At 69.6% G+C, this 23,239-nt stretch carries 25 protein-coding genes; 14 read left to right on the top strand and 11 right to left on the bottom strand.

Features of this window, described 5'->3' with window-relative positions; genetic code table 11:
* Positions 1 to 116: 116 nt before the first annotated feature.
* The gene (locus ACWDSL_RS39390; RefSeq protein WP_450492768.1) at positions 117 to 1,082 is read right to left on the bottom strand and encodes a helix-turn-helix transcriptional regulator; all 966 of its coding nucleotides are present in this window, start codon (positions 1,080 to 1,082) and stop codon (positions 117 to 119) included.
* Positions 1,083 to 1,146: 64 nt separating this feature from the next.
* Here ACWDSL_RS39390 and ACWDSL_RS39385 point away from each other — a divergent pair, with 64 nt between their 5' ends.
* Positions 1,147 to 2,280, top strand: coding sequence for an epoxide hydrolase family protein (locus ACWDSL_RS39385; RefSeq protein WP_450492767.1), 1,134 nt, complete (start codon positions 1,147 to 1,149; stop codon positions 2,278 to 2,280).
* A 102-nt stretch (positions 2,281 to 2,382) separates the two neighbouring features.
* Here the strand turns inward: ACWDSL_RS39385 and ACWDSL_RS39380 are convergent, their stop codons facing one another.
* On the bottom strand, positions 2,383 to 3,435 hold the full coding sequence (locus ACWDSL_RS39380; protein WP_450492766.1) for a serine/threonine-protein kinase: 1,053 nt from the start codon (positions 3,433 to 3,435) through the stop codon (positions 2,383 to 2,385).
* 97 nt (positions 3,436 to 3,532) lie between these two features.
* The gene (locus ACWDSL_RS39375) at positions 3,533 to 3,886 is read right to left on the bottom strand and encodes a MerR family transcriptional regulator (RefSeq protein ID WP_450492765.1); all 354 of its coding nucleotides are present in this window, start codon (positions 3,884 to 3,886) and stop codon (positions 3,533 to 3,535) included.
* Positions 3,887 to 3,986: 100 nt separating this feature from the next.
* Here ACWDSL_RS39375 and ACWDSL_RS39370 point away from each other — a divergent pair, with 100 nt between their 5' ends.
* Positions 3,987 to 4,466 carry a hypothetical protein gene (locus tag ACWDSL_RS39370; protein ID WP_450492764.1) on the top strand — a complete coding sequence of 160 codons (480 nt, stop codon included), beginning with the start codon at positions 3,987 to 3,989 and terminating at the stop codon, positions 4,464 to 4,466.
* An 18-nt stretch (positions 4,467 to 4,484) separates the two neighbouring features.
* Here ACWDSL_RS39370 and ACWDSL_RS39365 read toward each other — a convergent pair whose 3' ends face one another.
* Positions 4,485 to 5,639 carry a helix-turn-helix domain-containing protein gene (locus ACWDSL_RS39365; protein WP_450492763.1) on the bottom strand — a complete coding sequence of 385 codons (1,155 nt, stop codon included), beginning with the start codon at positions 5,637 to 5,639 and terminating at the stop codon, positions 4,485 to 4,487.
* A gap of 423 nt (positions 5,640 to 6,062) precedes the next feature.
* Here ACWDSL_RS39365 and ACWDSL_RS39360 point away from each other — a divergent pair, with 423 nt between their 5' ends.
* The 6 genes from ACWDSL_RS39360 (at position 6,063) to ACWDSL_RS39335 (ending at position 10,567) form a co-directional block, all read left to right on the top strand.
* Positions 6,063 to 6,437: a hypothetical protein gene (locus ACWDSL_RS39360; protein ID WP_450492762.1), complete on the top strand. Its 375-nt coding sequence runs from the start codon at positions 6,063 to 6,065 to the stop codon at positions 6,435 to 6,437.
* Between the two features lie 392 nt (positions 6,438 to 6,829).
* Positions 6,830 to 7,075, top strand: coding sequence for a putative ATP-grasp-modified RiPP (gene tgmA / locus ACWDSL_RS39355; RefSeq protein ID WP_450492761.1), 246 nt, complete (start codon positions 6,830 to 6,832; stop codon positions 7,073 to 7,075).
* On the top strand, positions 7,075 to 8,055 hold the full coding sequence (gene tgmB / locus ACWDSL_RS39350) for an ATP-grasp ribosomal peptide maturase (protein ID WP_450492760.1): 981 nt from the start codon (positions 7,075 to 7,077) through the stop codon (positions 8,053 to 8,055). The genes tgmA and tgmB overlap by 1 nt, the downstream gene beginning before the upstream one ends.
* Positions 8,045 to 9,184: an ATP-grasp peptide maturase system methyltransferase gene (gene tgmC / locus ACWDSL_RS39345; RefSeq protein WP_450492759.1), complete on the top strand. Its 1,140-nt coding sequence runs from the start codon at positions 8,045 to 8,047 to the stop codon at positions 9,182 to 9,184. Before tgmB ends, tgmC begins: the two co-directional genes overlap by 11 nt.
* Before the next feature lie 49 nt (positions 9,185 to 9,233).
* A complete protein-coding gene (locus ACWDSL_RS39340; RefSeq protein WP_450492758.1) occupies positions 9,234 to 9,383 on the top strand; it encodes a hypothetical protein in 150 nt (49 codons plus the stop codon).
* Positions 9,380 to 10,567, top strand: coding sequence for a methyltransferase domain-containing protein (locus ACWDSL_RS39335; RefSeq protein ID WP_450492757.1), 1,188 nt, complete (start codon positions 9,380 to 9,382; stop codon positions 10,565 to 10,567). Before ACWDSL_RS39340 ends, ACWDSL_RS39335 begins: the two co-directional genes overlap by 4 nt.
* 729 nt (positions 10,568 to 11,296) lie before the next feature.
* On the opposite strand, the gene ACWDSL_RS39330 is transcribed toward ACWDSL_RS39335, so the two are convergent.
* Complete coding sequence (locus tag ACWDSL_RS39330; protein ID WP_450492756.1) at positions 11,297 to 11,488, bottom strand: GNAT family N-acetyltransferase; 192 nt, start codon at positions 11,486 to 11,488, stop codon at positions 11,297 to 11,299.
* A gap of 98 nt (positions 11,489 to 11,586) precedes the next feature.
* Between ACWDSL_RS39330 and ACWDSL_RS39325 the strand changes: the two genes are divergently transcribed.
* Positions 11,587 to 12,165, top strand: a complete 579-nt coding sequence (locus tag ACWDSL_RS39325; RefSeq protein WP_450492755.1) for a hypothetical protein — start codon at positions 11,587 to 11,589, stop codon at positions 12,163 to 12,165.
* Between the two features lie 88 nt (positions 12,166 to 12,253).
* On the opposite strand, the gene ACWDSL_RS39320 is transcribed toward ACWDSL_RS39325, so the two are convergent.
* Positions 12,254 to 12,907 (bottom strand): hypothetical protein, encoded by a 654-nt coding sequence (locus tag ACWDSL_RS39320; protein ID WP_450492754.1) that lies wholly within the window; start codon positions 12,905 to 12,907, stop codon positions 12,254 to 12,256.
* Between the two features lie 39 nt (positions 12,908 to 12,946).
* Positions 12,947 to 13,960 carry a HEAT repeat domain-containing protein gene (locus ACWDSL_RS39315; RefSeq protein WP_450492753.1) on the bottom strand — a complete coding sequence of 338 codons (1,014 nt, stop codon included), beginning with the start codon at positions 13,958 to 13,960 and terminating at the stop codon, positions 12,947 to 12,949.
* 48 nt (positions 13,961 to 14,008) lie between these two features.
* On the opposite strand from ACWDSL_RS39315, the gene ACWDSL_RS39310 reads away from it, so the two are divergent.
* Together ACWDSL_RS39310 and ACWDSL_RS39305 are read left to right on the top strand one after the other, a co-directional pair.
* Positions 14,009 to 14,539, top strand: coding sequence for a hypothetical protein (locus tag ACWDSL_RS39310; RefSeq protein WP_450492752.1), 531 nt, complete (start codon positions 14,009 to 14,011; stop codon positions 14,537 to 14,539).
* A 323-nt stretch (positions 14,540 to 14,862) separates the two neighbouring features.
* Positions 14,863 to 15,945 (top strand): glycoside hydrolase family 5 protein, encoded by a 1,083-nt coding sequence (locus ACWDSL_RS39305; protein ID WP_450492751.1) that lies wholly within the window; start codon positions 14,863 to 14,865, stop codon positions 15,943 to 15,945.
* A gap of 75 nt (positions 15,946 to 16,020) precedes the next feature.
* Here the strand turns inward: ACWDSL_RS39305 and ACWDSL_RS39300 are convergent, their stop codons facing one another.
* Both ACWDSL_RS39300 and ACWDSL_RS39295 read right to left on the bottom strand, forming a co-directional pair.
* On the bottom strand, positions 16,021 to 16,224 hold the full coding sequence (locus tag ACWDSL_RS39300; protein WP_450492750.1) for a hypothetical protein: 204 nt from the start codon (positions 16,222 to 16,224) through the stop codon (positions 16,021 to 16,023).
* 201 nt (positions 16,225 to 16,425) lie between these two features.
* Positions 16,426 to 18,366 (bottom strand): serine hydrolase domain-containing protein, encoded by a 1,941-nt coding sequence (locus tag ACWDSL_RS39295; protein ID WP_450492749.1) that lies wholly within the window; start codon positions 18,364 to 18,366, stop codon positions 16,426 to 16,428.
* 213 nt (positions 18,367 to 18,579) lie between these two features.
* Between ACWDSL_RS39295 and ACWDSL_RS39290 the strand changes: the two genes are divergently transcribed.
* On the top strand, positions 18,580 to 19,896 hold the full coding sequence (locus ACWDSL_RS39290; RefSeq protein ID WP_450492748.1) for a sensor histidine kinase: 1,317 nt from the start codon (positions 18,580 to 18,582) through the stop codon (positions 19,894 to 19,896).
* Positions 19,860 to 20,507: a response regulator gene (locus ACWDSL_RS39285; protein WP_089512892.1), complete on the top strand. Its 648-nt coding sequence runs from the start codon at positions 19,860 to 19,862 to the stop codon at positions 20,505 to 20,507. Before ACWDSL_RS39290 ends, ACWDSL_RS39285 begins: the two co-directional genes overlap by 37 nt.
* 10 nt (positions 20,508 to 20,517) lie before the next feature.
* On the opposite strand, the gene ACWDSL_RS39280 is transcribed toward ACWDSL_RS39285, so the two are convergent.
* Positions 20,518 to 21,342, bottom strand: coding sequence for a 4'-phosphopantetheinyl transferase family protein (locus tag ACWDSL_RS39280; RefSeq protein WP_450492747.1), 825 nt, complete (start codon positions 21,340 to 21,342; stop codon positions 20,518 to 20,520).
* A gap of 178 nt (positions 21,343 to 21,520) precedes the next feature.
* Here ACWDSL_RS39280 and ACWDSL_RS39275 point away from each other — a divergent pair, with 178 nt between their 5' ends.
* Positions 21,521 to 22,432 carry an alpha/beta hydrolase gene (locus tag ACWDSL_RS39275; protein WP_450492746.1) on the top strand — a complete coding sequence of 304 codons (912 nt, stop codon included), beginning with the start codon at positions 21,521 to 21,523 and terminating at the stop codon, positions 22,430 to 22,432.
* Positions 22,433 to 22,741: 309 nt separating this feature from the next.
* Here ACWDSL_RS39275 and ACWDSL_RS39270 read toward each other — a convergent pair.
* Positions 22,742 to 23,239: biotin/lipoyl-containing protein (locus tag ACWDSL_RS39270; protein WP_450492745.1), on the bottom strand; the 498-nt coding region annotated here is incomplete at its 5' end.

The following is a 23,239-nucleotide window of genomic DNA, read 5'->3' as shown; positions in this document are numbered from 1 at the left end:
GGGGTAGCGTGGGGGGGCCCCCGGGAATGTGACAATTTGGGGTTTTATTTGCCACACCGACCCGCCGTGGCGTCGGCGTGTCGCTGTCCCATACTCACCGCAAACTCACCGCAACGTCACGGCCGCGTGGCGGCGGCCCGGAGGGCGCGGTCCCCGATCACGCGCAGATGGGCCAGCAGCTCCGGGGGCTCATGCACCTGGAACTCACAGCCCAGCATGAGCAGCCGGGACGCCAGCCACTCCAACGTATCGGCGCGTCCGTGCAGCTCACAGCTGTTCTCGTCGATCGGCCGCAGCTCGCCGGGCGCGGCTCCCAGCCGCTGTGCCGCCTGAGCGGCCGGGAGCCGGAGGGTGGCCCGCACCTCGTAGGTGGGCGCGAGCGAGTACATCCGGCGGGTGACGAAGGCGGCCGCGTCCTTCTCGGGCAGTTCGCGGGGCGGGACGCGTACGCCGGTGGGCTGGAGGCGGGACATCCGGTCGACGCGGAAGATCCGCCAGTCGTCGCGTTCGGTGTCGTACGCCAGCAGATACCAGCGGCGCCCCGCCAGCACCAGCCGGTGCGGCTCGACCAGCCGCCGGGTCCGGCTGCCGTCCCCCGACTCGTAGCCGAACCGCAGCCGTTCATGGCCGGCCACGGCAGCGGCGGCCACCGCGAGCTCATGCGGGTCGACGGGCGTGGTGCTCTCGGTGAACAGCGACTCCGTGGCGGCCCGGAAGGCCCCGACCCGGTGCCGCAGCCGGGACGGCAACACCTGCTCCAGCTTGGCCAGGGCGCGCAGGGACGCCTGCTCGATACCGCTCACCGGCTTGCCGACCGACGTACTGAGCGCGACCGCGATGGCCACGGCCTCCTCGTCGTCGAGCAGCAGCGGCGGCATGGCCTTGCCCGCGGCGAGCCGGTATCCCCCGGCGGCCCCCATGCTCGCCTCGACCGGATATCCCAGCTCGCGCAGCCGGTCGACGTCCCGCCGGACCGTACGGGGGCTGATGCCCAGCCGATCGGCGAGCTCGCTGCCGGGCCATTCGCGCGGGGTCTGCAACAGGGACAGCAGAGTCAGGAGCCGGCCCGAAGGAGTACTCATGACACCCATGATGCCGCGCGATCTAGGCCGAAATCTGACCTAGATGGCCCCTACTGTCGCCGCCATGAGTAATGAACCGCGCCCCTTCCACATCGACATCCCCCAGTCCAACCTGGATGATCTGCGGGACCGCCTGGCCAACACCCGCTGGCCGAGCCAACTCCCCGGCGAGGACTGGAGGCGTGGCGTACCGCTGGCCCATCTCAAGGAGCTGGCGGACTACTGGCAGGGAGGCTACGACTGGCGCCGCCACGAGGCGCGGCTGAATGAATTCCCCCAGTTCATGACCGAGATCGACAGACAGGACATCCACTTCCTGCACGTACGCTCACCCGAACCCGACGCCCTGCCGCTGATCCTCAACCACGGCTGGCCGAACTCCTTCATCGAGTTCACCGACCTCATCGGCCGCCTCGCCGACCCCCGCGCACACGGCGGCGACCCGTCCCACGCCTTCCACGTCGTCGTCCCGTCCCCGCCCGGCTACGGCTTCTCCGCACCGCCCCGCGAAACCGGCTGGACCGTCGCCCGGGTGGCGGGGCTCTGGGTGCGGCTGATGCAGCGCCTCGGCTACGACCGCTACGGCGTCCAAGGTGGTGACCTCGGCGCGTACATCGCCCCGGAAGTGGCCAAGGCGGCACCGGACCACGTCGTCGGCGTCTACATCGTCGCCGGCCTCGGTTTCCCCACCGAAGCCGACCTCCCCGAGCTGACCGACGACGAACGCGCGGCCTTCGAACAGCTCCAGCAGGCCGACTGGATGAACGGCGTCCCCCACCACGCCCTGCTGCGCGCCGCACCACAGACCTTCGCGTACGGCTGGCACGACTCCCCCGTGGCCGCGCTGGCCTGGATGATCCAGAAGTTCAAGGAGTTCACCGTCGCCGACAAACTCCCCGAGGAGCTGATCGACCGCGACCTGATCCTCACCAACACCACCCTCTACTGGCTCACCGACACCTTCGGCTCCTCCTCCTGGCCCATGTACGACAGCACAGGCTTCGGCTGGCCGGAGGGCCAGAAGGCCGTGCCGACCGGCGTCTACAGCGGGGCTCCCGGCATCCGGCGGCTCGCCGAACGCCACAACACCATCGTCCACTGGCCCACCGACAACCCGGGCGGCCACCACTTCGTGGCCATGGAGCGCCCCGACGACGTGGCCGCCGATATGCGCACCTTCTTCGCCAAGGTCCGCTGACCCGGCTGGTCCCGGCCGTTGGCGCCGGGACGGCCGGGGGCCTGCTTCGCTGGTCGCGCCCGGACCCGTTGCCCCTGCTGTGCCGCCGCATGGGCAACCGTGTCAGATACGCAAAGTCAGCTGCGCGAGATCGGAGCGGATCCGTGCCGGTGCCGGCCTGTCCTGGGGATCCTTCGCGAGCAGGCCGATGAGCAACGGACCCAGCGACCCCGCGCGCCGCGGGGTGAGCGGCGGGTCGGTCAGGACGGCGGCCATTGCCGCCGTCGGGCTCGGCCCGTCGAAGGCGGCCGATGCCTCGGCGGCGTAGAAGAGCGTGGCTCCAAGTCCCCACAGATCGGAGGCGGGTGAGCTCTCCAGCCCCCGGATCTGCTCCGGGGCCATATAGGCCGGCGTCCCCATGATGGCGCCCACTTCGGTGAGCGTCGGATCGCCCTCGAACCGGGCGATGCCGAAGTCCGCGAGCTTTATCGATCCGTCCCGCCGGACGAGCACGTTCGCGGGCTTGACGTCGCGATGAACGATGCCCAGTGCGTGCGCTTCCCTCAGCACATCGAGCATCGCGAGGCCGATCGCGGCCACCCGCGCGAGGGGCAGCGGCCCCTCGCGCTCCACCATCTCCTTCAGCGTCACCGCCTTCACCAGCTCCATCACGATCAGCACCGAATCCTGATCCACGAGGACGTCGTAGACGGTCACGGCGTTCCCGTGGTCGAGCTGCGCGGCGGCCCGCGCCTCGCGGAGCATACGAGCTCGCATGGTCACTCTCGCGTCGGGCGAGAGCCCCAAGGGCGGAAGAAGCTGCTTGATCGCCACTTCCCGCCCCAGCACGTTGTCCCTCGCCCGCACGACCACACCCATGCCGCCGCGGCCGAGCTCTTCCAGCGGCGTGAACCGGCCCGACGACAGCGTGACGGCCTCGGGGTCCGGAAGGGTCGCGCTGACCTGCGCTGGGACGGTGGGAGGCCGGACCGTCGATCGGCGCTGTCGCCGACGATGCCGGATCGCCAGGTAGACGACGAACTGGATGATCAGGAGAGCGAGAACCGCGGCGCCGACGATGACGAAGGGGCTGAGGGACTCAGGCGCATTTTCCTGCAATTCCGCGGCAATCCTTCCCTGGCTCGGTACGGCCTGGATGGCTCGATCCAAGGTCATTGCCGCCTCTCGTCCCGCGATTCCAGGCCAGTGCTCCGGGTTCTTCGGGCGCTTGTCTACCCGTCAGTGGTCGATCTGTCCACTGACCTGGTCAGACTTACGACACCCGCAACGGGCATCCCGTACCGACCCGCGCATCGAGATCGGCCCGCAGGGCCGCGAGCTCGGCCATCCGCGCATCGATCACCCTTATCTTCTCCTCGAACAACGCGGACAACGCCTCGGCGGAGTCCGGGGCATCGCGCAGCTCCTCGAAGTTCCGCGCGATCTCGGCCAGCGAGAAGCCGAGTGTTTGCGCGGTGCGGACGTAATGCAGCCAGGTCACGGTCTCCGGTGCAAAGTCGCGATAGCCGTTGGGCAGACGCTGCCCGCTGACGAGGCCGATCTTTTCGTAGAAGCGAATGGTGTCCTTGCTCAGGCCCGCTTGCGCGGCCAGCTCCCCGATACGCATGGCTCTCCGCCCGGTTGTGGACTTAACCTTGGAGCGTACTCCACTGTTTAGCGTGAGGCCGCGGCTGCACATCGCCTCCGAGATCAGCAGGAGCCTCGCCATGAACCGTCTCTTCGCCCCATCCCGCCACACCTATCTCCGCGTCGTACGCGCAAGCGCCTGGTACGACCTCGTCGTCACGGCGGGATTCGCGACGCCGTGGACCTATGCGCTGGTCCACGACGCGCTGAACTCGCTGTGCGACACCCTCGGGCTCGGCCTCCTGCCCGCCGTCGACCCCATGCAGACTCTCTACGCGAATCTGATGGGCTCGGTCGTGGTCATCTGGGCGCTGCTCCGTATCGCCAAGCCCCTGCCGGTTCATGGCCTGTTCGACGGCGTCGCGCGCACGCTGTTCTCCATGTGGCTCGCGTACGCGTTGGCCCAGGGTGCCACGCGGGTCCTGTGGGCCTTCTTGGTGGTGGAGGTGGCGTGGGGTGTCGTCCAGCTTCTGCCCTGGTGGCGACCCCAGCGCGCCCACCTGCTGGATGGTCCCGTAGGCCCCTCCTCCACGCATCCCCTCGGCGCCGAGGGTCGGTGACCCCGGCGGGGACGTGGCTCACATCGCGATTCCGGCCCGCTTCGCCAGCCTGGTCAGGCGTGGGTTGCTGCGCTTATGCAGTGATGTCAGTACGCGCGTAAGCTCCAGACTGGTCGGATGAACGGCCGCCATTTCCGGTGCCACGTCCCACGCCTTCTCAAGGGACTCCAGGGTTGCGTCACGGTCCCCCAGGGCCAGCTGAGAGCGCCCTATATTCATGTACAGAGGCCCGACACGGGTTGCCGGAAGTGTGAGGCCCGTGCGAATCAAGTCCTCCGCGGTGTCCAGAGCTTCACGGTGTCGCTCCATATCGGAAGCCGTGGAAATGACATGCGTGGCCGTATTCTCCTGACCGAAGTGGATTCCGTGCTCGGCAACGTCCTCCGGGAAGTCTTCCGCCGCACGCCACGCGGCCTCAATGTGCCGGTTCGTCGTCTGCTTGTCCCTCAATCGGCCGGCCAGGGTCAGCGCACGGAGGTGCAAAATGCCCAGCCCAAAGGCCCGTTCGCGCGCTCGCAGTGATGATTCCGCCTGAACGATGGCCCGGTCGACAATGGCCAGCCCACCGGCGAAGTCGCCCGAGTTCAAGAACGTACCCGCATCGTCCCTCGCCGCCACAATGGCCGCGATCGGATCGGCCCGCCCCGCCGCCAGCCGCTGTTTCATGGTGGCCAGCTCGGCCAGGTGCATCCACCTGTGCCGGGCGGCAAGCCAATAGACCACGCTGTAGACGTCGGCGACAAGAGTCCAGTCGCTTGGACGCCCCGTCGCATGGGCGTGATTGGTCACCTTGGCCAGCAGTCGCGGAAGCTTCGCCGACACCTCGGCCAGCTCGCTGTTCCACCGATGCCGGTTCAGAACCTCCACCTCAAGCACCAAACCCTCCGGGTTGGGGGGTGGTTCTCCGGGGAGATCGAAACGACGAATGGCATGACTGAGATCAGGTAGATCCGCACCGGACGTCCGCCCGAGCACCTGGTCCAGGGTCAGCCCCATCGCCCTGGCCAGTGATGCGGCTACGCCCTGCGTTAAAGCTCGGTCTCCCACTTCGATTTTACTGAGGAGGGAGACGGAAACACCTGACCGGCGAGCCAGAGCGACCTGGCTCAACCCGCGATCTTTACGGAGCGCCGCGATATTGGCGCCGGGCCCGGGAACATTCGCGCCGTTCATGTTCCCCATGGTCCCACTCCGAACCGCGTCACGCGTGGCGAGTGTGCAAGAAGTGTGCAAGTCAGGCCGGGCTCAGCGCCGTTGACTAGGCATACAGGACCCCCGCGACCGTGGCCGCGGTCCGGGGGCATGGCCGATCTGAAAGACGCAGACCGACAATGCAATTCGTATCACGATCACTCGGACGAGTGAAAAGGGCGCTGTTCGGCCACCGAACCGCCACCCTCGAACGGCAGCCCATTCCCGTTCCGACTCCCCCGCCACCACGCCGGACCTCATGCCACGCCCGGTGTCGTACGCGGAACAGACGCGCCTCCGACTACCGCGCATCCCGATCGGGTGGACCATCCCCCTCATGCGAACCCTCGACCCGGCGCCCCCGTACATCCCGCCCTTCATCCAAGAACGGACGGCGATGGAACGGTGACCGGCCTCGAAGAACCCGCGGCAGACCCCGAAAGAGCCGCCGCCGAACTCCGCTCCGCGTTAGCCCTCGCCGGTATCGAGGCGCTGAGCATCGGCTGGTCGGCCGTGGGCGGCGCCGCGCCCCTGGGCCTCGTGCACATCCACGCCCTCCGCCCGGAGGCCGCCCGGGCCCTGGCTCGCGTCGTCAAGAAGAGCATCCGCACAAGAACCACCCAAGGCACCGCCCTCCACCAGGCAACAGCCGAAGACCTCAGAGCCGCCCTGGACCCCCTCTGGTTCCGCCCCTGCCGCTGCGAGGACCGCACCGGAATCCCCTGCCCGGAGCGGCGAATGCGCCTGCGCCTCCGGGATACGGGTACGCCCGGCCCATGACAGCCCGCCCGGCACAGAGGCGGCCCAGTGAGCCGACGCAGACCGGGGCGGATGCCGACAGCCACAGGTGGTACTGCGGCTACTGCGCGGGCTGGGGCAAGGTCAACTGCCCCGGCTGCGGCGGATTCGCGGGGTGCGTGACGTGCGAGAGCACGGCCAAGGTCGCGTGCATGGTGTGCTCATCGGGCCGGTGGCCCAAGTGGACCCCGTGATACGAGGCCAAGCCCCGCAGCGCGCCCCGGCATGCCGTTCGCCGACCGCGAAGCGACTCACGGGCGCGCCAGGAGCGCATCCCGTACCCGGGCCATGCTCTCTGCGCCCTCTACCAGGCGCCCCCCGAAGAGACCGCACGCTGAATAAGTACAAGCATCGCGACTACAAGGAGACAGCACGTGAGTGATCACGCTCCAGTCCCCTGGGGATTAACTCGCATGAGGCCTTTCCCCCCGGCAGAACAACTCCCTCACGCCACCACCGTGCTCAACCCAAAGACCCAGATCGGCCAGTGGCTCGACACGGACGGCATCGTTGTACCGGTCACGGGCAAACACAAGAAGCCGTCAACGGCGAAGGAGACGAAGCCGAAGACGAGTCTGGACGGCAACACGGACGAAGGAAGCGACCAGGAGACCGACTGATGGGTGAAGCTGACCGCGAACCGGCCGTGCTCGTCGTCACCAAGGTGGAGGACACCACCGCCGACCTGGTCATCGAGCAGTTGAACGCCCGACAGGTCCCGGTCGTGCGGTTGGACCCCGGTGACTTCCCCGCCACGGTGGCAGTGAGCGCCTGCGCGGACGGTCACGGCCTGAGCGGCAGTCTGCGCACCCCTTCCCGCTGCGCTGACCTCCAACGGATCCGTTCGGTCTACTGGCGACGCCCCAGCCCCTACACCGCCGCCGGTGATCTGAGCGCTCAGGACGCACGCTGGTGCGCCGATCAGGCCCGGTACGGCCTGGGCGGGCTGCTCGGGGCACTGCCCGGCGCGCACTACGTGAACCATCCCTGGCGCAACCGCGAGGCTGAATACAAACCCGCCCAGCTCGCCATCGCCGCACGGTGCGGGCTGGCGGTGCTTCCGACTCTGATCACCAACGACGCCGAGCGGGCCCGACAGTTCGCTGCGGAGTACGCACCGGTGGTCTACAAGCCCGTACGGAACAGCGACTACCGCGGCGAAGACTCCCGCGCGCTCACGGTGTGGGTGGAGGAGGTGGATCCCGCGGACATCGACACCGGCGTAGCGCGGACCATTCACCTCTTCCAACCGCGCCTGGACAAGGTGGCCGACATCCGCCTGACAGTCGTGGGAGACCACTTCTTCGCCGTGCGCATTGACGGGGCGCCGGGACTGGACTGGCGAAGGGACTACGACGCGCTCTCGTACGCCCTGATCGAAACGCCGCCGGAAGTGGCCAAGGGAGCCCGGGCCTATCTGGACGCGTTCGGCCTGGTCTTCGGTGCCTTTGATTTCGGCGTCGACCGTCACGGCCGCTGGTGGATGTATGAATGCAATCCCAACGGCCAATGGGCCTGGTTCCCCAATCCCATCACCGCGCGCATCACCACTGCCCTCGCCGATCAACTCCACTACTCAGGACACCCCCATGCCCGCTGACGCAGCCCAACTCCGCCGCGCCCTCGCCGACCGGATCAGCGAAAGCGGCCGCATGACCCAACCCGTATGGCGGGCGGCCGTCGAGGCCGTCCCCCGGGAGCTCTTCCTGGGAACGGAGTTCTACCGGCCCAACGGCGCCACCTGGGAACCCGTCAACCGCACGGAGATCGGCGAGGAGGAGTGGCTACGCCTGGCCTACTCCGACACCACATGGGTCACCCAGGTGGACGGTATCGGCCCCGCCGACGCCCCCGGGCCGATGGTCGGCAGACCCACCTCTTCCGCCACCCTCCCGTCTCTGGTCGTACGGACGCTCGAAGTGGCGGGGATCCGGGAGGGGGACAAGGTGCTCGAGGTCGGCACGGGCACCGGCTACTCGACCGCAATCCTCTGTCACCGCCTGGGCGATGCGAACGTCACATCGATCGAATACGACCCCGACCTGGTCAAAACAGCCGCCAATCGCCTCCACTCGATCGGCTACTCCCCCACGCTGGTCACCGGCGACGGGCTCCAGGGACACAGCGAGGGCGCCGAGTACGACGCAGTGGTGGCAACCTGCGCCGTCCGGCACATCCCCCGCCCCTGGCTGTGGCAGGTCCGCGACGGCGGGAGCATCACCACCACCGTCAGCGGATGGATGATCGCCTCCGGCCTCATCCGCCTCGCCCTCGACGACAGCGGCACCGCGACCGGACGCTTCACCGGGGACACGATTTCGTACATGCTGGCCCGCCCCCACGAGCGCCCGCCCCGACCCGTGTTCCACCGCCTCCCCGGTCTGACCCGCCCCAGCCGCATCGATCCCGGGCTTCTCCAGGACTGGACGGGGCACTTCATCGCCCAGCTGGCCGCGCCCTCGGCCGAGTTCTGGACCACTGGGGACAACGACGTGGTCCTCGCCGACGTGGCCACCGGGTCGCAGGCATGGACGGAAGCGGGCCAAGACAGTTGGACCGTCCACCAACATGGCCCGCTGCGCCTGTGGGACCAGGTCGAAGCGGCCCTGACCGTATGGCAGAAGGCCGGATCGTCCGACCAGTCCACCATGGGGATGACCGTCACCAACGAGACGCAGACCGTCTGGCTGAAGGATCCGGATGGCCCGAGCTGGCAACTCCCCGTCTGATTAAGACAGCGCCACGACACGTCACCCAAATCACTGGGAGGTGAGAACGTTGAGGTTGCAGATCACCACGGCCGCCGACGGCGGCAACGGGGACAAGCTGCCAGGACAGCCCTACCCCGGCCCGCACCAGCCGCCGTCGCCGGACGGTGGCCCGGGCGTACCCAACCCGCCCAAGGCGTTCGAGGCCACCGCCCCGTGACCGCCAACGCACACCAGGACCGCCCCAGCCACACAGAGCTGGGGCGCGCCCTCATGTCCGCCGGATTGCTCACCCCCGACTGGGCACCCGCGTTCCAGGCTGTCCCCCGCTCCGCGTTTCTGCCCGGCCTGATGTGGCCCTTCGATATGCAGACCGCTCGCAGCGTTTCGGTCAGCAAAGCTGACGATCCGCACGAATGGCTGAGGTACGCCGACTCCGACGCGCCCATCGTCACGCAATGGGACGACGGGGAGCACTCGGGCACGGAGCCGGGCCAGGTGTCCACCAGCTCCGCCTCCATGCCGAGCGTGGTGTTCTCCATGCTCCGGGACCTGGACGTACACGCCGGCCACAAGGCGTTGGAGATCGGCACGGGCACCGGCTGGAACGCCGCGCTGCTGGCTCACCGGCTCGGCGCGGAGAACGTCGTGACGGTGGAAGTGGACGAGTCTGTGGCGGCAACAGCGCGGGCCGCTCTTGAGCGCTTCGGCGCACCCATGCATGTGGTGCATGGGGATGGCGTGCTGGGCTGCCCGGAGGCGGCACCGTACGACCGGATCATCGCGACCTGCGGGCTCCGGTCGATCCCGTTCGCGTGGGTGCGGCAGAGCAGACCGCACGGGGTCATCGTCGCGCCGTGGGGCACGCACTACGGCAACGGGGACGCGGTGGCCCGACTGATCGTCGCCGACGACGGGCACAGCGCGTCAGGCGCGTTCACCGGACCGGTGGAGTTCATGAAACTCCGGGCGCAGCGCCTGCCGCCCCTGGTGCACTCCGCGTACGTCCCGGGCAGCGTGGCCGACGGCGATGAATCGTCCACCACCATCACGGAAGAGCAGTTCGTGACCGGCCGGTTCAGCCCGCAGCGCTTCGCGCTGGGCCTGCTTGTCCGCCACTGTCGACAGTTCGTCGCCGATAAAGACGACGGGGCGCGCCCGGTGTGGTTCTACGGGCTCACCGACCGCTCGTGGGCATGCGTGCAGTTCCGCGATGGAGCGACGGCGCGTGTGTGGCAGTCGGGCCCACGCCGGCTCTGGGATGAGGCGGAAGCGGCCTATCGGTGGTGGCAGGAAGGGGGCCGACCCGGCTTCGACCGCTTCGGGCTGACCGTGGACAGCGAGGGCGAGCGAGTCTGGCTGGACTCGCCGGACGACCCGGTACCCGTCCGCCCAAGCATGTAGCCGCCTATCCCAGAAAGGAACGCGGAACGACTTGGGCAAAGGAGGCCGTCGACGGGCCATGAACACCTCGCTGAGCTGAGGTGTTGCAACCACCACCTGAACCCGGGCTTTTGATGCAGATCAAGCATTTTTTTGAGGACAGGTGGGTGGAGAGCCCCAACCGGACCGACGCCCTCCGCTCCGGGCGACCATCCACCGACACCGCCCGCCGGCCGGTGACGGCCCCTTGGGCAAGGCGGCGACGATGCCTCCGGCCGCCCTGCCGGCCGCTGTGCGCCGAAGGCGCGAGACGATGCACCAGCGTGGCGTCCGCACCATACCGACCAGCGGCGCGTGGCCCGTTCGTCACGCTCGCGCGCCCCGACGCAGCGCACCGCTGGACTGACCGGCTCGGCCACCGCGCGGCAGCAGTCGCCCGTCCTGAGCTCAGCCGCCCGCCGGGCCGAGGGACCGGGACACCGGGTCGGCCGCCCCCTTCCTTCCCGCTGCCGGCGCTTTGGACCCGCAGGGTCCGAGACGAAAGCCGCACCCGCCCGACCCGAATGCCGCGAGACGGCGCACAGGCGCGGGCGAAGCGAACGGCTCCGCGTGGATCCCGTGAGTGACCGCGCATATCCGGCCGCAGGCAGGTGCGGTAGACACATCTGCGTGGACCAGGGAATAGCGGCACTGCTCGGGGCATCGATCGGCGTGGCAGGCACCGTCCTCGCGTCGGCGATCACTGGTTGGTCAACACGTCAGCAGGTACGCGCACAGGCCAGGGCCGAGCACGCTCACTGGCGCAGGCAGCTCACCCTCGGCGGAGGCGTGCAGATCCACCCGGGCGACCCCACGTTCCCGGAACCAGGCGAGCAGACCCCGCATGATCGCGCGGCTGTGGCCGCGTCGCCGGTATGCCGGATCGGTGACCACGCCGATCACCTGCTCGAAGCCCGTGAGGGGTCACGCTCGGTCCGATGCCCAACCGGAGCGCGTGCCCCCGCGCCGTCGCGGTCAGTCCCTCATGTCATCCTCGGGTCGTGACCAATGCGGAGACAGCCGAGGACCGGCGCGACGACGAGGTACGTCCCACCCCGGGGCCGACCACCCCTGCCGAGTGGGACGAGCTGATCGCCGACTGGGACGAGATGCGTCACGGCTACTACCTCGGCGATGCGCAGGCCACGGTGCTCAAGTGCGCGAAGAATCTCGAGGCGAGCGTGGCGGCCGGCGGGGCCGGGTCGGAGACGGCGCTGTGGACGCTGGGGCTGGTGCTGATCGGGCCCTATGTGATCTATGCCCGCCCGGACGCGGCGGCCGAGGCCCGGGTGATGGAGGCGATGGGCGCGGTCGAGCGGGCTCTCGGGCAGGCGTCCTGTGAGCATGAGGAGCATCCTTGTGACGATGCGCCGTTCGATGAGGAGTTGGACAACTTCCGGTACGTCCTGGAGATGCTGGCCCATCCGGAGCGGGACGCCGACCACGAGGCGGCCCTGGCCGATGACGAGAACTGGCCCGACGAGGAGGGGGCGCAGTCCTGGTACGAGGGTCGGATGACGCGGGAGATATGGACCTGCCCGCGAAATCTGGCCGGGTTCGCCGGCGCCTTTCCCGGCTGAGGCCGGACGCCCCGCGGCCCTTCTCGTCCGCGGCCAAGCCGGCGAGCCCCGCGTCGAACGCGGGCGGGCCGATCAGCCACGGCGCGTGTCACCGCGTACGACCTCGCGTGCGCTCCCGGTGGCCCCTGACGTCGGGGTGGCCTATGTGGCCCGCCGGGCGCTGGGACTCGCCGAGCCAGATCTGCGGGACGCGGCTCTGGACCGCCTCGACCACCGGCCCCTGGTTGGGGGCGGTGAGGACGATGCGGTGGCGTACGCGCGGCAGGCCGGGGTGGAGCGGTTCCTCGTCGCGGACCAGGCCCCACAGGATCGGGTCGTCCCGGTCGATGGGGCCGGTGGGGTACAGCTCCAGGGAGTAGATCTTCCCGTTGCGCCCGAATTCGCTCCAGTAGAGGGCAATTCCGGCGAGGGAGTGCCAGGGGATGACGTTCCGGAGGTTTCCCTTTTCGAGCCACAGGCCCGTGTGGTCGATGAGGATCCTGCTGCGGCGGTTGGCCCAGAAGGGGACGAAGAGAACGACCCCGAGAACGCCGAGCGCCACCGCGAACCCGAGGCCCACGAACCCCGTGACGGTGGCCTCCCCCTTCTGCTTTCCCATGGCGACCAGCACGATGCCGAAGATGCCGACAGCGCCGAGCGCCATGAGGACGATGGAGCAGGGGAGCCCGGTCATGGCGCTGCGGCGGCCGACGCGTATGACCGTGGCGTTCGGCGCGGGGGAGGGTGTGTGCGGCGACGACATGGTGCGTGAGCTTAGTTGGCCCCGGTGTGGTGCGGTCAGTCAGATGGGCAGGGCTCCCTTGAAGCGGGAGTTGGGCAGGTCGGGGTGGGTGGTGGCGAGCCAGCCGTGGCCGTGGGTGTCCTCCGCGGACATGGGGCCCGGTTCGACCGAGAGATTGCCGGCCGCCGTGCCCGCGTCGGGCACGCCCTTGGCGTATTTCTCGTCCTCGATCCCGTCTTTCGCGTCTTGGATGAAGCTCATCTCGAACGGGAGTGGCTTGCCCCGGAACTCCGGGTAGTCATAGGTGCCGTAGCTCCGCACCCTGCGGCCATCGCGCGCGACATACCAGACCGAGCCGGAGTGGTAGGGGTCGATGACGTAGAAGTGGGCCTCCCCGCAGCGCTCGCTGAGCTTGTCGGCCAGTGTGAAGCCGTCGAGTTCGTCCACGAAGGCATTCCCCCACACCATGCGCCACTTCTTGTGCGTTGCGGACACGAAATACCAGCTGTCGAATTCCGGGGTGATGAAAACCCGGTAGGCCCTCTGCTTCTCCCCCTGGGAATCCTGGAAATCCATGGCGTCGTCGGCTCGGGTGGTGGCGTCCACGCCCAGCACGGTGGTGACCGGCCGGAGGTCGTGCAGACCGAGGGCGGATACGGCGTCGTCGAGCCGCTCCGCCGGGAAGGCCAGCCAGCGGCCGGCGTCCAGAGGGAGACTCACCGGGAGTTCGTCGAGGAGCTTGATCCGTACGAGGCGTTCCACGGCACGCCGGTCGGCATCGTCGAGCGCCTGCGCACCGCCCAGGTCGACCAGCGTCTCCAGGGCCTTGCCGCGCAGCCGCCCGGGGCCATGGCGCCGGATCTCCCGAAGGCGCGGCAGCGCCTGTTCACCCAGCCGCTTCAGGACGGACTCGGCACTGAATCTCGGGCTCCCCCGTCGCGTATCGCGGACATACGGCAGGAGCCGGTCGACGCTCTGCGCTCCGAGCGCGACCAGGCCGTCCTCCGCGGTCCTGCGAACCGTGCGGTCGTTGTCCGAGAGATCCCGCATGAGGGCGTCAATGGCTTCTGGCATGAGGCTTAGCCTAGGCCGGGAAAAGGATCACCTACGGGAGGGGTTCCGATGACGGGGGACGGCGCGGCAGCGTCCTGTTACATCCTGGAGCGGCAGTTCTCCACCCAGTTGGACTGGACGACGTTCTTCGTCTACAACCGGCGTGATCACATCCAGCTTCTGCTCACCGAGTTGTTCTTCGACGCCGAGGATTCGGACCGCGTCGAGAGCACCCGGAGCGACCATGTGGATGACCACGAGACGAGCGATCTGTGGGTGATCGAGGGCGGGCGCCTCATCGGCCACGTCGATCTGCGTCCCCTCATCGACGTCCCCGACGTCTTCGATCCCGAGGATGACGAAGGGCGGATCGACTGGCCGGCCTTCGACGCCGCCGTCCCCGCCGACCTGCGGGGGCCGCTGCTGGGCAGGGGTGAGGAGCTGCGGCTGCTGGACGTCGACCAGGACTTCGCGGCCGCCACAAGCGATCTTCCAACGCTCTACCCGGGCCGCCGGCTCGGCTACGGCATGAACCTGTGGATGAACGGGGAGCTCTCCGACGAGCCCGCCGCGTACTTCACGGACCCGGACCCCAGCTGACCGCTCAGCCGGATCCAAGTCGAGGGCTCGGACCGACCCCAGCTGAGGGCTCAGACCCACCCCAGCTGAGGGCTCAGACCGCCGCGGCCGCCGCACGGCGGCGCGGGGGTCCTGGCCGACCGTGTGGCGGACGGGGACCCGCAGATCGCAGCCCGTGACCACGGCGGTCACATGCCGGAAACCTTGACGGCCGCTGTGCCGGGTGTCACGATTCGGGCGCCCCCCATGTTTGCGTAAACATCGCCCGTACGACATCCCCCGACGGCTACTCGGACATGCAGCTCCGCCATGCGCTGAGTCGGCCTCTCCCGAAAGAGCAAGCGATGCGCACATCCCCCGTCAGCCCCGCCAGTCCCGCCAGCCCCTCCAGAGCGCGCTTCACCCCCCGGCTGCGCGCCGCCTTCGTCGCGATCCTGGTCGCCGCGGCCACCGGCACCACCCTCGCCGGCAGCCCCGCCTCCGCCGCGCCCAGCGGAGACACCACCCAGTTCCGGGGCGTGAACTGGGCCGATCCCCGCGACAACTTCGCCGACGACCCGGTCGTGCTGTCCGGCCTGTCGACGTCCGACAGCTACGACCAGACGTACGCCAAGGCGAGCCGGATCATCTCGGGGTTCCGCGCGAACCTCGGCGCCAACACCGTCCGGCTACCGATCAACCCGTACACGGTCAACGGCCCCTACTGGAAGTCGTACCGCGGGGTCATCGACGCGGCTTCGAACAAGGGCTTCAAGATCATCCTCTCCTACTGGGAGGGTACGGGCCCCCGCAAGGACGGCTACATCGACGACCCCGCCACCTTCTGGCCCATGTGGAACACCGTGGTCGACGCGTACAAGGGCGACAAGCAGGTCTACTTCGAGCCGATGAACGAGCCCCACGGCTACACCGACACCGAATGGGCCGACATCGCCGCGAAGTGGCTGTCCACCTACCCCTCGGTCCCGCGCAACCGGGTGTTCGTCAGCGGCGCCGGCTACAACGACCACGTCACCTCGGTCTGCGCCGACCCGCGTCTGGACGGCACGTACCTGTCGCTGCACCACTACGGGTTCTGGAAGAGCTACGCCACCTACGACGAGTGGGTGGCCGACCTCAAGGTGCGCATAGGCGACTGCGCCAACCGGACCGTCGCCGACGAGTTCGGCGCCCCGATGACCACCGGCCTCAACTACAACAAGCCGGCTCCGTCCGACAACTTCATCAACTACGTCCAGGCCGTCACGGACACCTTCCGCGAGCTCAAGATGGGCTCCGTCTACTGGCCCGGCCTGCGTACCGACGACACCTACACCCTGCAGACCCTGACCGGCGACCCCGCCCGGCCCTCGCTGGCCACCACCAACCAGTCCGGCGCCGACCGGCTCGCCTGGGGCTGGGGACGCGGTAAGCCCGTCCGGCCCTGACGCGGTCTTCGGCGCGCCCGACGGTGGCCGGCCGTCCCTCGGCCGGCCACCGCCCATCGGATCCCCGACGCGCCTTCAGCAGCAAGCAATCACGTCGCCCGCCACGTTGGCCGTCGTGCCGGGCAGCCCGGTGAGCCAGGCGCCCTGCACCGGACCGGCCGCCGTACCGGCGGCCGCGTCGGCTGCCGTCGACGGCGAGGCGGCGGCGGGAACGACCGCTGCGCTCAGGGCCAGGATGCTTCCCGCGACAGTCGCGGCGATCTTTGCTGTGATGCTCATGGATGTCTCCCCCTCTATCAAGGGTTGTTCGGGGCTTCGGCATCCAGGGTGCCGAGCGCGACCGCACCTGGCCTTGTCGGTCCGCGCAGAGATGTTGACGATTCGCGCACGTCTTTGACGCGCACCTCTTTGACACGCGCACCTGAGGCGCCACATGTCGCGGCGCCTCAGGCGGGCCGTAGCCGCAAGGACGAGCGGGCGTCAGCCCACCAGGTGGTAGTTGCCCGCGACCACCAGGAAGAGCACCGCGGCCAGCGCCACCGCGCTGTAGTGGATCCGGGCCGCCCAGCCCCACCAGCGGCGCCACCAGGCGATCACGGTGCACACCAGCACCGCGGCCGTGGTGGCCAGCGCCGCCTTCACCAGGACCGGGACCAGCTTGAGCATGGGCGAGTCGCCGAGGAAGACCGTTTGGTTGAGCGAGTTGGGGTCGGCGACCAGGAGGGCGAAGCAGGCGGTGGCCACGGTGAGGAGGACGCCGGTGGTCCAGGCGAGCAGGCGGGCCAGTTGGGCGCCTGCCGGGGCGGCGGTGGCGGAGCCTCGGCGGCGGCCGATGAGGGCGCCGATGGTCCAGGCGGTGACGGACAGCAGCAGCACGCCGAGGGAGCCGATCAGGAGCTGCTGATGCAGGACCGGGGACTCGTACCAGGGCAGCCGCTCGTACGCGACGGTCGGGTCGGAGGCGAGGAAGAGCTTGCCGTCCTTGAAGGCGAGCCGTTCCTGGCCGTCCTTCTCCTGGAAGAGGCCGTCGCCGATGCGCACCCAGTGCTGCTTGGTGACGCCCGGGTCGCGGCTGAGCGGGCCGGTGGTGGTGAGGGTGGCGTCCGGTCCCGCGGTGACCTGGACCGAGCTGGTCAGCGCGGCGGCGCGGGTGAGGTCGGAGTGGCTGGTGCGGGTGGAGCGGTAGAAGCCGGTGAACTTGCCGGTTTCGCCCATCCGGGCGGTGGCTGCGCGGCGCGGGGTGCCGAAGGTGTGGTCGGCGACCTGGTTGACGAGTTCCTGGCCGGCCCAGGAGGCGCTGCCGTCCTTGCCGTCGCCGTTGTACGCGACGTACACGCCGGTGTCCCGGTCGGGCAGCAGCGCGAGGTTGTCGTGGAAGCCGGGGATGTCGCCGTCCTTCACCAGCATGCGGTGGCCGTCCCGATCACGCTGCTCGAGGATGTAGCCGATTCCGGGCAGCCTCGGGTCGTTGCCGAACTGGCGGTGCTGCATGGCCCGGGTCAGCCGCTCGCCGAGCACCCGGTGGCCGTCGAGGCTGCCGCCCGCGAGCTGGGCGAGCATCAGCCGCCCCATGTCGGTGGCGGTGGTGACGGCCGCGGCGCCGGTCGGGGTCCAGGCGCCGTACTGGCCCTCGGCGGGCACCTGCCGCTTGCCGTCGGGGCGGTAGCCGCCGGCCCGTTCGGCAGCGATGGCGGCGGGGTGCGGCTGGGCGAAGGAGGTGCGGGTCATGCCGAGCGGCTGGAGGATGTGGCGGCCCACGTACGCGTCGAAGCGCTCGCCCGAGGTCAGTTCGACCAGGTAGCCGGCCAGCGCCACGCCGTAGTTGTCGTAGCTGGACACCTTGCCCGGCGGGCGCACCCGCTTGGGCTGGTGTTCGGCCAGGCTGTCGCGGAGCCGTTCGGCGTCCTCGGGGTGGGCGGTGGCGCGGCCGATGATGCTGTTGTCGAACCCGGCGGTGTGCATCAGCAGGTCCCGTACGGTGACGGGCCGCCCCGGATAGCTGTCCTTGATGGTGAAGCCGGCCTTATGGCCGGTGAGATACCGGTTGACGTCGGCCCGCAGGTCCAGCTTCTTCCGCTCGACCTGCTGAAGCACCGCCATGGCGGTGAACACCTTGGCGTCCGAGCCCATGAAGAACCCCGTACGGCGGGCGTCCACCCGGGTGTTGCGGTCGATGTCGGCCACCCCGTACCCCTTGGCCAGCACCTGCCGTCCGCCGGAGACCACGACCACCGCGGCGCCGGGGATCCGGTACTCGTCCAGCTGCTTCTTGACGAGGTCGTCGACCAGGTCCTCAAGGCCGCGTGACTGCCGCGGGGAGCCGGACGGCGTGGCGGAGGCCGAGGCGGCCGTCGCCAGCACGGTCATGAGGACGGCGAGCAGCAGGGACACCGCCGCGGTAGCGCTGCGTCGAGTACTCATTTACCGGCTCCTTCGCTCACAGAGGGCTTGCGTCGCAAACCACAAGTCAACTCAAGGAGCGCGGGGAGGCCGATGGCCCTGTGTGGCGTCTTATGGGGGACCTGACTACACCCTCCGAAACGCCACCCGAGTCCAGTGCCCCCAAGGGCTCGCCACGGGCAGACTGAATGGCACACAGCGGCGGAAGGGCCGTCCCGAGGAGGGGGTTACGAAATGAGCATCATGATGGACGAGAGGACCGACGGACGACAGGTCGGCGGCAGCGGCCCCTGGCCCGTCCGTGGAGTGCGCGCCATGGGCCGCGGGCTGGCGCTGGCCGCCCTCGCCCCGTGGGAGGTGGTGCTCTTCTGCCTGGTGGTGACCGCCATCTCGCTGCTGGGTGTCGGCCTCGGGGTGCTCCTGGTGCCCGCCCTGGCGGTGGCCCTGCGGGGGACCACGGCGATCACCCGGCGGCTGGCCGGTCAGTGGTCGGGGGTCGAGATCGAGGACCCGTACCGGCCGCAGCCAGCTCCCGAGCCGGGCTTCAAGGGCTTAATGCAGCGCAACCAGTGGGTGCTGACCGACCCTGCGACCTGGCGGGACCTGGCCTGGACCCTGGTCAACCCGGTGGTCGGCCTGGTGATCGTGCTGCTGCCGCTGACGCTGGTCGGCTATGGCGTCTTCGGCCTGATCATGCCGCTGATCTGGGAGGACATCGCCGACGCGGGTGGCAACAACTGGTACGCGATGATCAAGGTGACCAGTGACGGCTCGGCCCTGATGGCCGCCGCCCTCGGCGTCCCGATCGTGCTGGCCGGTCTGGCCGCGGGCCCGCATCTGCTCCGGGTGCACGCCCAGTTCGCCAAGTCGCTGCTCGCCCCCACCGAGATGTCCCGCCAGGTGCGCCACCTCACCGAGACCCGCAGCGACGCCGTCAACAGCTCGGCCGCCGAGCTGCGCCGTATCGAGCGCGATCTGCACGACGGCGCCCAGGCCCGGCTGGTCGCGATGGGCATGAACCTGGGCGTGGCCGAGCGGCTGCTCGCCAAGGACCCGGAGGCGGCCCGCGCCATCCTCGCCGACACCCGCCAGGCCTCCGCCGCCGCCCTCAACGAGCTGCGCGACCTGGTCCGCGGCATCCACCCGCCGGTGCTCGCCGACCGCGGCCTGGCCGACGCCGTCCGCGCCCTGGGCATGGACAGCCCCCTGGAGGTCGACGTCAACGCCGAGTTGCCGGGCCGCCCCGAGGCCCCCGTCGAGTCCGCCATGTACTTCGCGATCTCCGAGGCCCTGACCAACGCCGCCAAGCACGGCGAGGCCCAGCGGGTCACGGTCGACCTCTGGTACGAGACGGGCCGGCTGCGCGGCCAGGTCACCGACGACGGGATCGGCGGCGCGGACCCCTCCCGTGGCACGGGACTGCGCGGGATGGAGCGTCGGCTTGCTACTTTCGACGGTGTCCTTGCCGTGACCAGCCCCCAGGGCGGTCCGACGACACTGACCATGGAGCTGCCGTGCGTGTTGTCCTCGCCGAAGACCTCTTCCTTCTGAGGGACGGGTTAGTCAGGCTTCTGGAGGCATACGACTTCGAAATCGTCGCCGCTGTGGACACCGGCCCCGATCTCCTGCAGGCCCTCGTCGAGAAACGTCCGGATGTGGCAGTCGTCGATGTACGACTCCCCCCGACGTTCACCGACGAGGGCCTGCAGGCCGCTTTGGAGGCCCGCCGCCAGATCCCCGGCCTCCCGGTGCTGGTCCTGTCTCAATATGTGGAGCAGCTGTACGCCAAGGAGCTGCTGGCCGACGGCACCGGCGGCATCGGATATCTGCTCAAGGACCGGGTGTTCGACCCGGACGAGTTCGTCGACGCGGTCCGCCGGGTGGCCGCCGGGGGCACGGCCATGGACCCCGACGTCATCGCCCGCCTCTTCGCCAGCACCACGTCCTCCGCCGCCGACCCCCTGGCTCGGCTGACCGCCCGGGAGCGCGAAGTCCTCAGCATCATGGCCGAGGGCCGGTCCAACGCCGCGATCGCCGAGCGGCTGGTCATCACCGAACGGGCCGTCATCAAGCACACATCCAATATCTTCGCCAAGCTGGACCTGCCGGTCTCGGACGACGACAACCGGCGGGTCCTCGCCGTTCTGGCGTATATGAAGTGACGCCGACGCACTACAGAAGTAGCGCGCTCACCGACGGCCGCACAGCCGCCGTGCCGTCGGTGCTGCGCAGCGCGACCGCGGCGGCGTAGCCGGGCGGGGCGGGTACGTCGGCGAGGGACCAGCCGGGCGGGGTGGCGGAGTCGGGCGGGGCGAGGTGGTCGGCGAGGCCGACGTGGTGGGTGCGCAGACCGCCGGGCAGGCCGGTGCCGATGCCCTTGAGGTACGCCTCCTTCCGCACCCAGCAGCTGAGGAACGCCTCCTCGTGCAGCGCCTCGGGCAGCGCCTCGATCGCCGTCCGCTCATCGGCGTGGAGCTGCCGGATCAGGCCGGCCAGCACTTTGCCGCCCCGGCGCGCGTTCCTGGCCTCGATGTCGGCGCCTACGGGCGCGTCGGCGAAGGCGTACATCGCGGCGTCCTCGGCGTGCGACAGCGAGAACCGCAGCCCGGGCTCGCCCGCCACGGCGGGGCGGCCGTGCGGCTTGTCGCAGTCCGGCATGCCGCACAGCTCGCGGATCAGCTCGACCTCGGCGGGGTCGATGCCGAGATACGCGCCGAGCAGGACGCGCAGGCCCACATGGGAGGCGACATAGCGCTCCCGCAAGGTGTCGTCCCGGAACCTGGCGGCCCGCTCGCTCTCGCGGGCGTCCAGCTTCCCGGCGCGCGCGGCGGCGGCAGCGGCGGACGGCGGGATCCGCAGCAGCCATACGGCCACCTCGGCGCCGGAGGGCCGGTCCCCGGGGCCGGGCAGGGCGCGGACCGGGCCCCATCCGTTCGTCCCGTCTGCTGTGCCGTCCGCCGTGTCGACGGCGGGATCCGCCGGACTGCTGTACGACACGATTCCGCTCCCCCCGCAGCGCTGAGCCTGATTCAACATCCTTGCCCCGGGGCGGCGTTGCCGCACGGGCGACCCCCGGTGACTTAGGACACGTTCCCCTACCGACTGGTATGGTCACCCGTCCGCACCACTACGATCAAGCACAGACCGTGCACTTTCCGTAATGGGGGTTTGCGACATGGCGACCGGATTCTCGGCGAAGGCGGCCTCGGCGCTGGCCCTCCCGGTGGCTCCGCTGTACGGCGCCTTCCTCTCGTACTTCATCTACCACCCGCCCCGCAGGCCGTACCACAAGAAGCCCGCGGACCTGGGGCTGACCAGCACCGACGTCACCGTGCCGCTGGGCGGCGGAGGGCGTCGGCTGCATGTGTGGCTGTGCGCGGGCGACCCGGACCGGGTGGTGGTGCTCGGGCACGGCCTGGGCCTGAGCAAGTCCGCGAGCCTCGCGCACGCCAAGATGCTCCACGAGGCGGGCTATACGGTCGCCATGTTCGACCACCGCAACCACGGCAAGAGCAGCGCGGACCGGGCCTGCTGGGGCATGAGCGACCGGCACACCGACGATGTGGTCGCGGTGGTCAAGCATGTGCGCGGCATGGCGGAGTACGCCTCGGCGCGGATCGCGGTCTACGGCTTCTCCATCTCCGCCTTCCCCTCCTTCTACATGCTCAGGCGGGACGGGGAGCGCCCGGTCGACGCGGTCGTCTTCGACAGCGGCCCGGCGCTGGAATTGCGGCCGCTGTTCCGTAACTTCCTCGCGGCCGACGGGCTGCCGATCCCCGGCCCGCTACGGAAGGGGCCGTCCCGGAAGGCCCTGGAGAAGGTCGCCTCGACGGCGGCGGTGGCGATGCTGCGGGTGCAGTGGCCGCCCGCGGCCACGGGGGCGTACGAGAGCACGCCGATGCTCTTTCTGGCCGGCGAGAGCGACACGATGATTCCGGCGGACGGGGTACGGGCGCTGGCGGAGCGGTATCCGCTGGCGGAGGTGCACACGCTGCCGGACACCGAGCATCTGCAGGGCGTCAAGACCCATCCGGAGGTCTACGCGGAGACGGTCCTGGGGTTCCTGGGGCGCACGATGAAGCGGTGAAGAGGCGATGCCCGCTCGGGCACGACTCAGGCCGGATCGACGCCGGTTCGGGCACGGGAAATTGGCCTCCCCCGCCCCCGTTACGCGGGGGAGACCAAGTTCACCGGTGATGCCAACGGTGCGGAATCACCGCCTCCATGGTCTGTCACGTGGGCTTCGCGCCCCAGACCCATGGCACGAAGATGCCATACGAATTGCCGGGCCCCCGCATCCGGCGTAACCGGTGAGACGGGGGTAACCGGTGAGACGGGGGCCCGGTGAGCTCTGAAACGGTCAGAGGTTCGGGGACAGGTGGCTCGCTGTCAGCCCTCAGTCCTTGATTTCGCAGATGACGGCGCCGGAGGTGATGGAGGCGCCGACCTCGGCGGCGAGGCCCTTGATGGTGCCGGCGCGGTGGGCGTTCAGCGGCTGTTCCATCTTCATGGCTTCCAGGACCACGACCAGATCGCCCTCGGCGACCTGGTCGCCCTCGGCCACGGCGACCTTGACGATGGTGCCCTGCATCGGCGAGGCCAACGCGTCACCCGAGGCGGACGACCCCGACTTCTTCACGGCCTTGCGCTTGGGCTTCTTCGACCCGCCCCCGCCCCCGTCCCCCGCGGCAGGTGCGGCAGCCGCGCCCAGGAACGCGGGGAGGGAAACCTCCAGCCGCTTCCCGCCGACTTCGACCACCACGGTCTCGCGTGGGGCGGTTTCCTCCGCCTCCTCCGTACCCGTGGGGGTGTAGGGGGTGATGGTGTTGGTGAATTCGGTTTCGATCCAGCGGGTGTGGATGGTGAAGGGGTCGCTGGTGAAGGCGGGGTCGGT

The organism is Streptomyces sp. NPDC000941, assembly GCF_053599555.1.
This window is presented reverse-complemented; position numbering and strand designations above follow the sequence as displayed.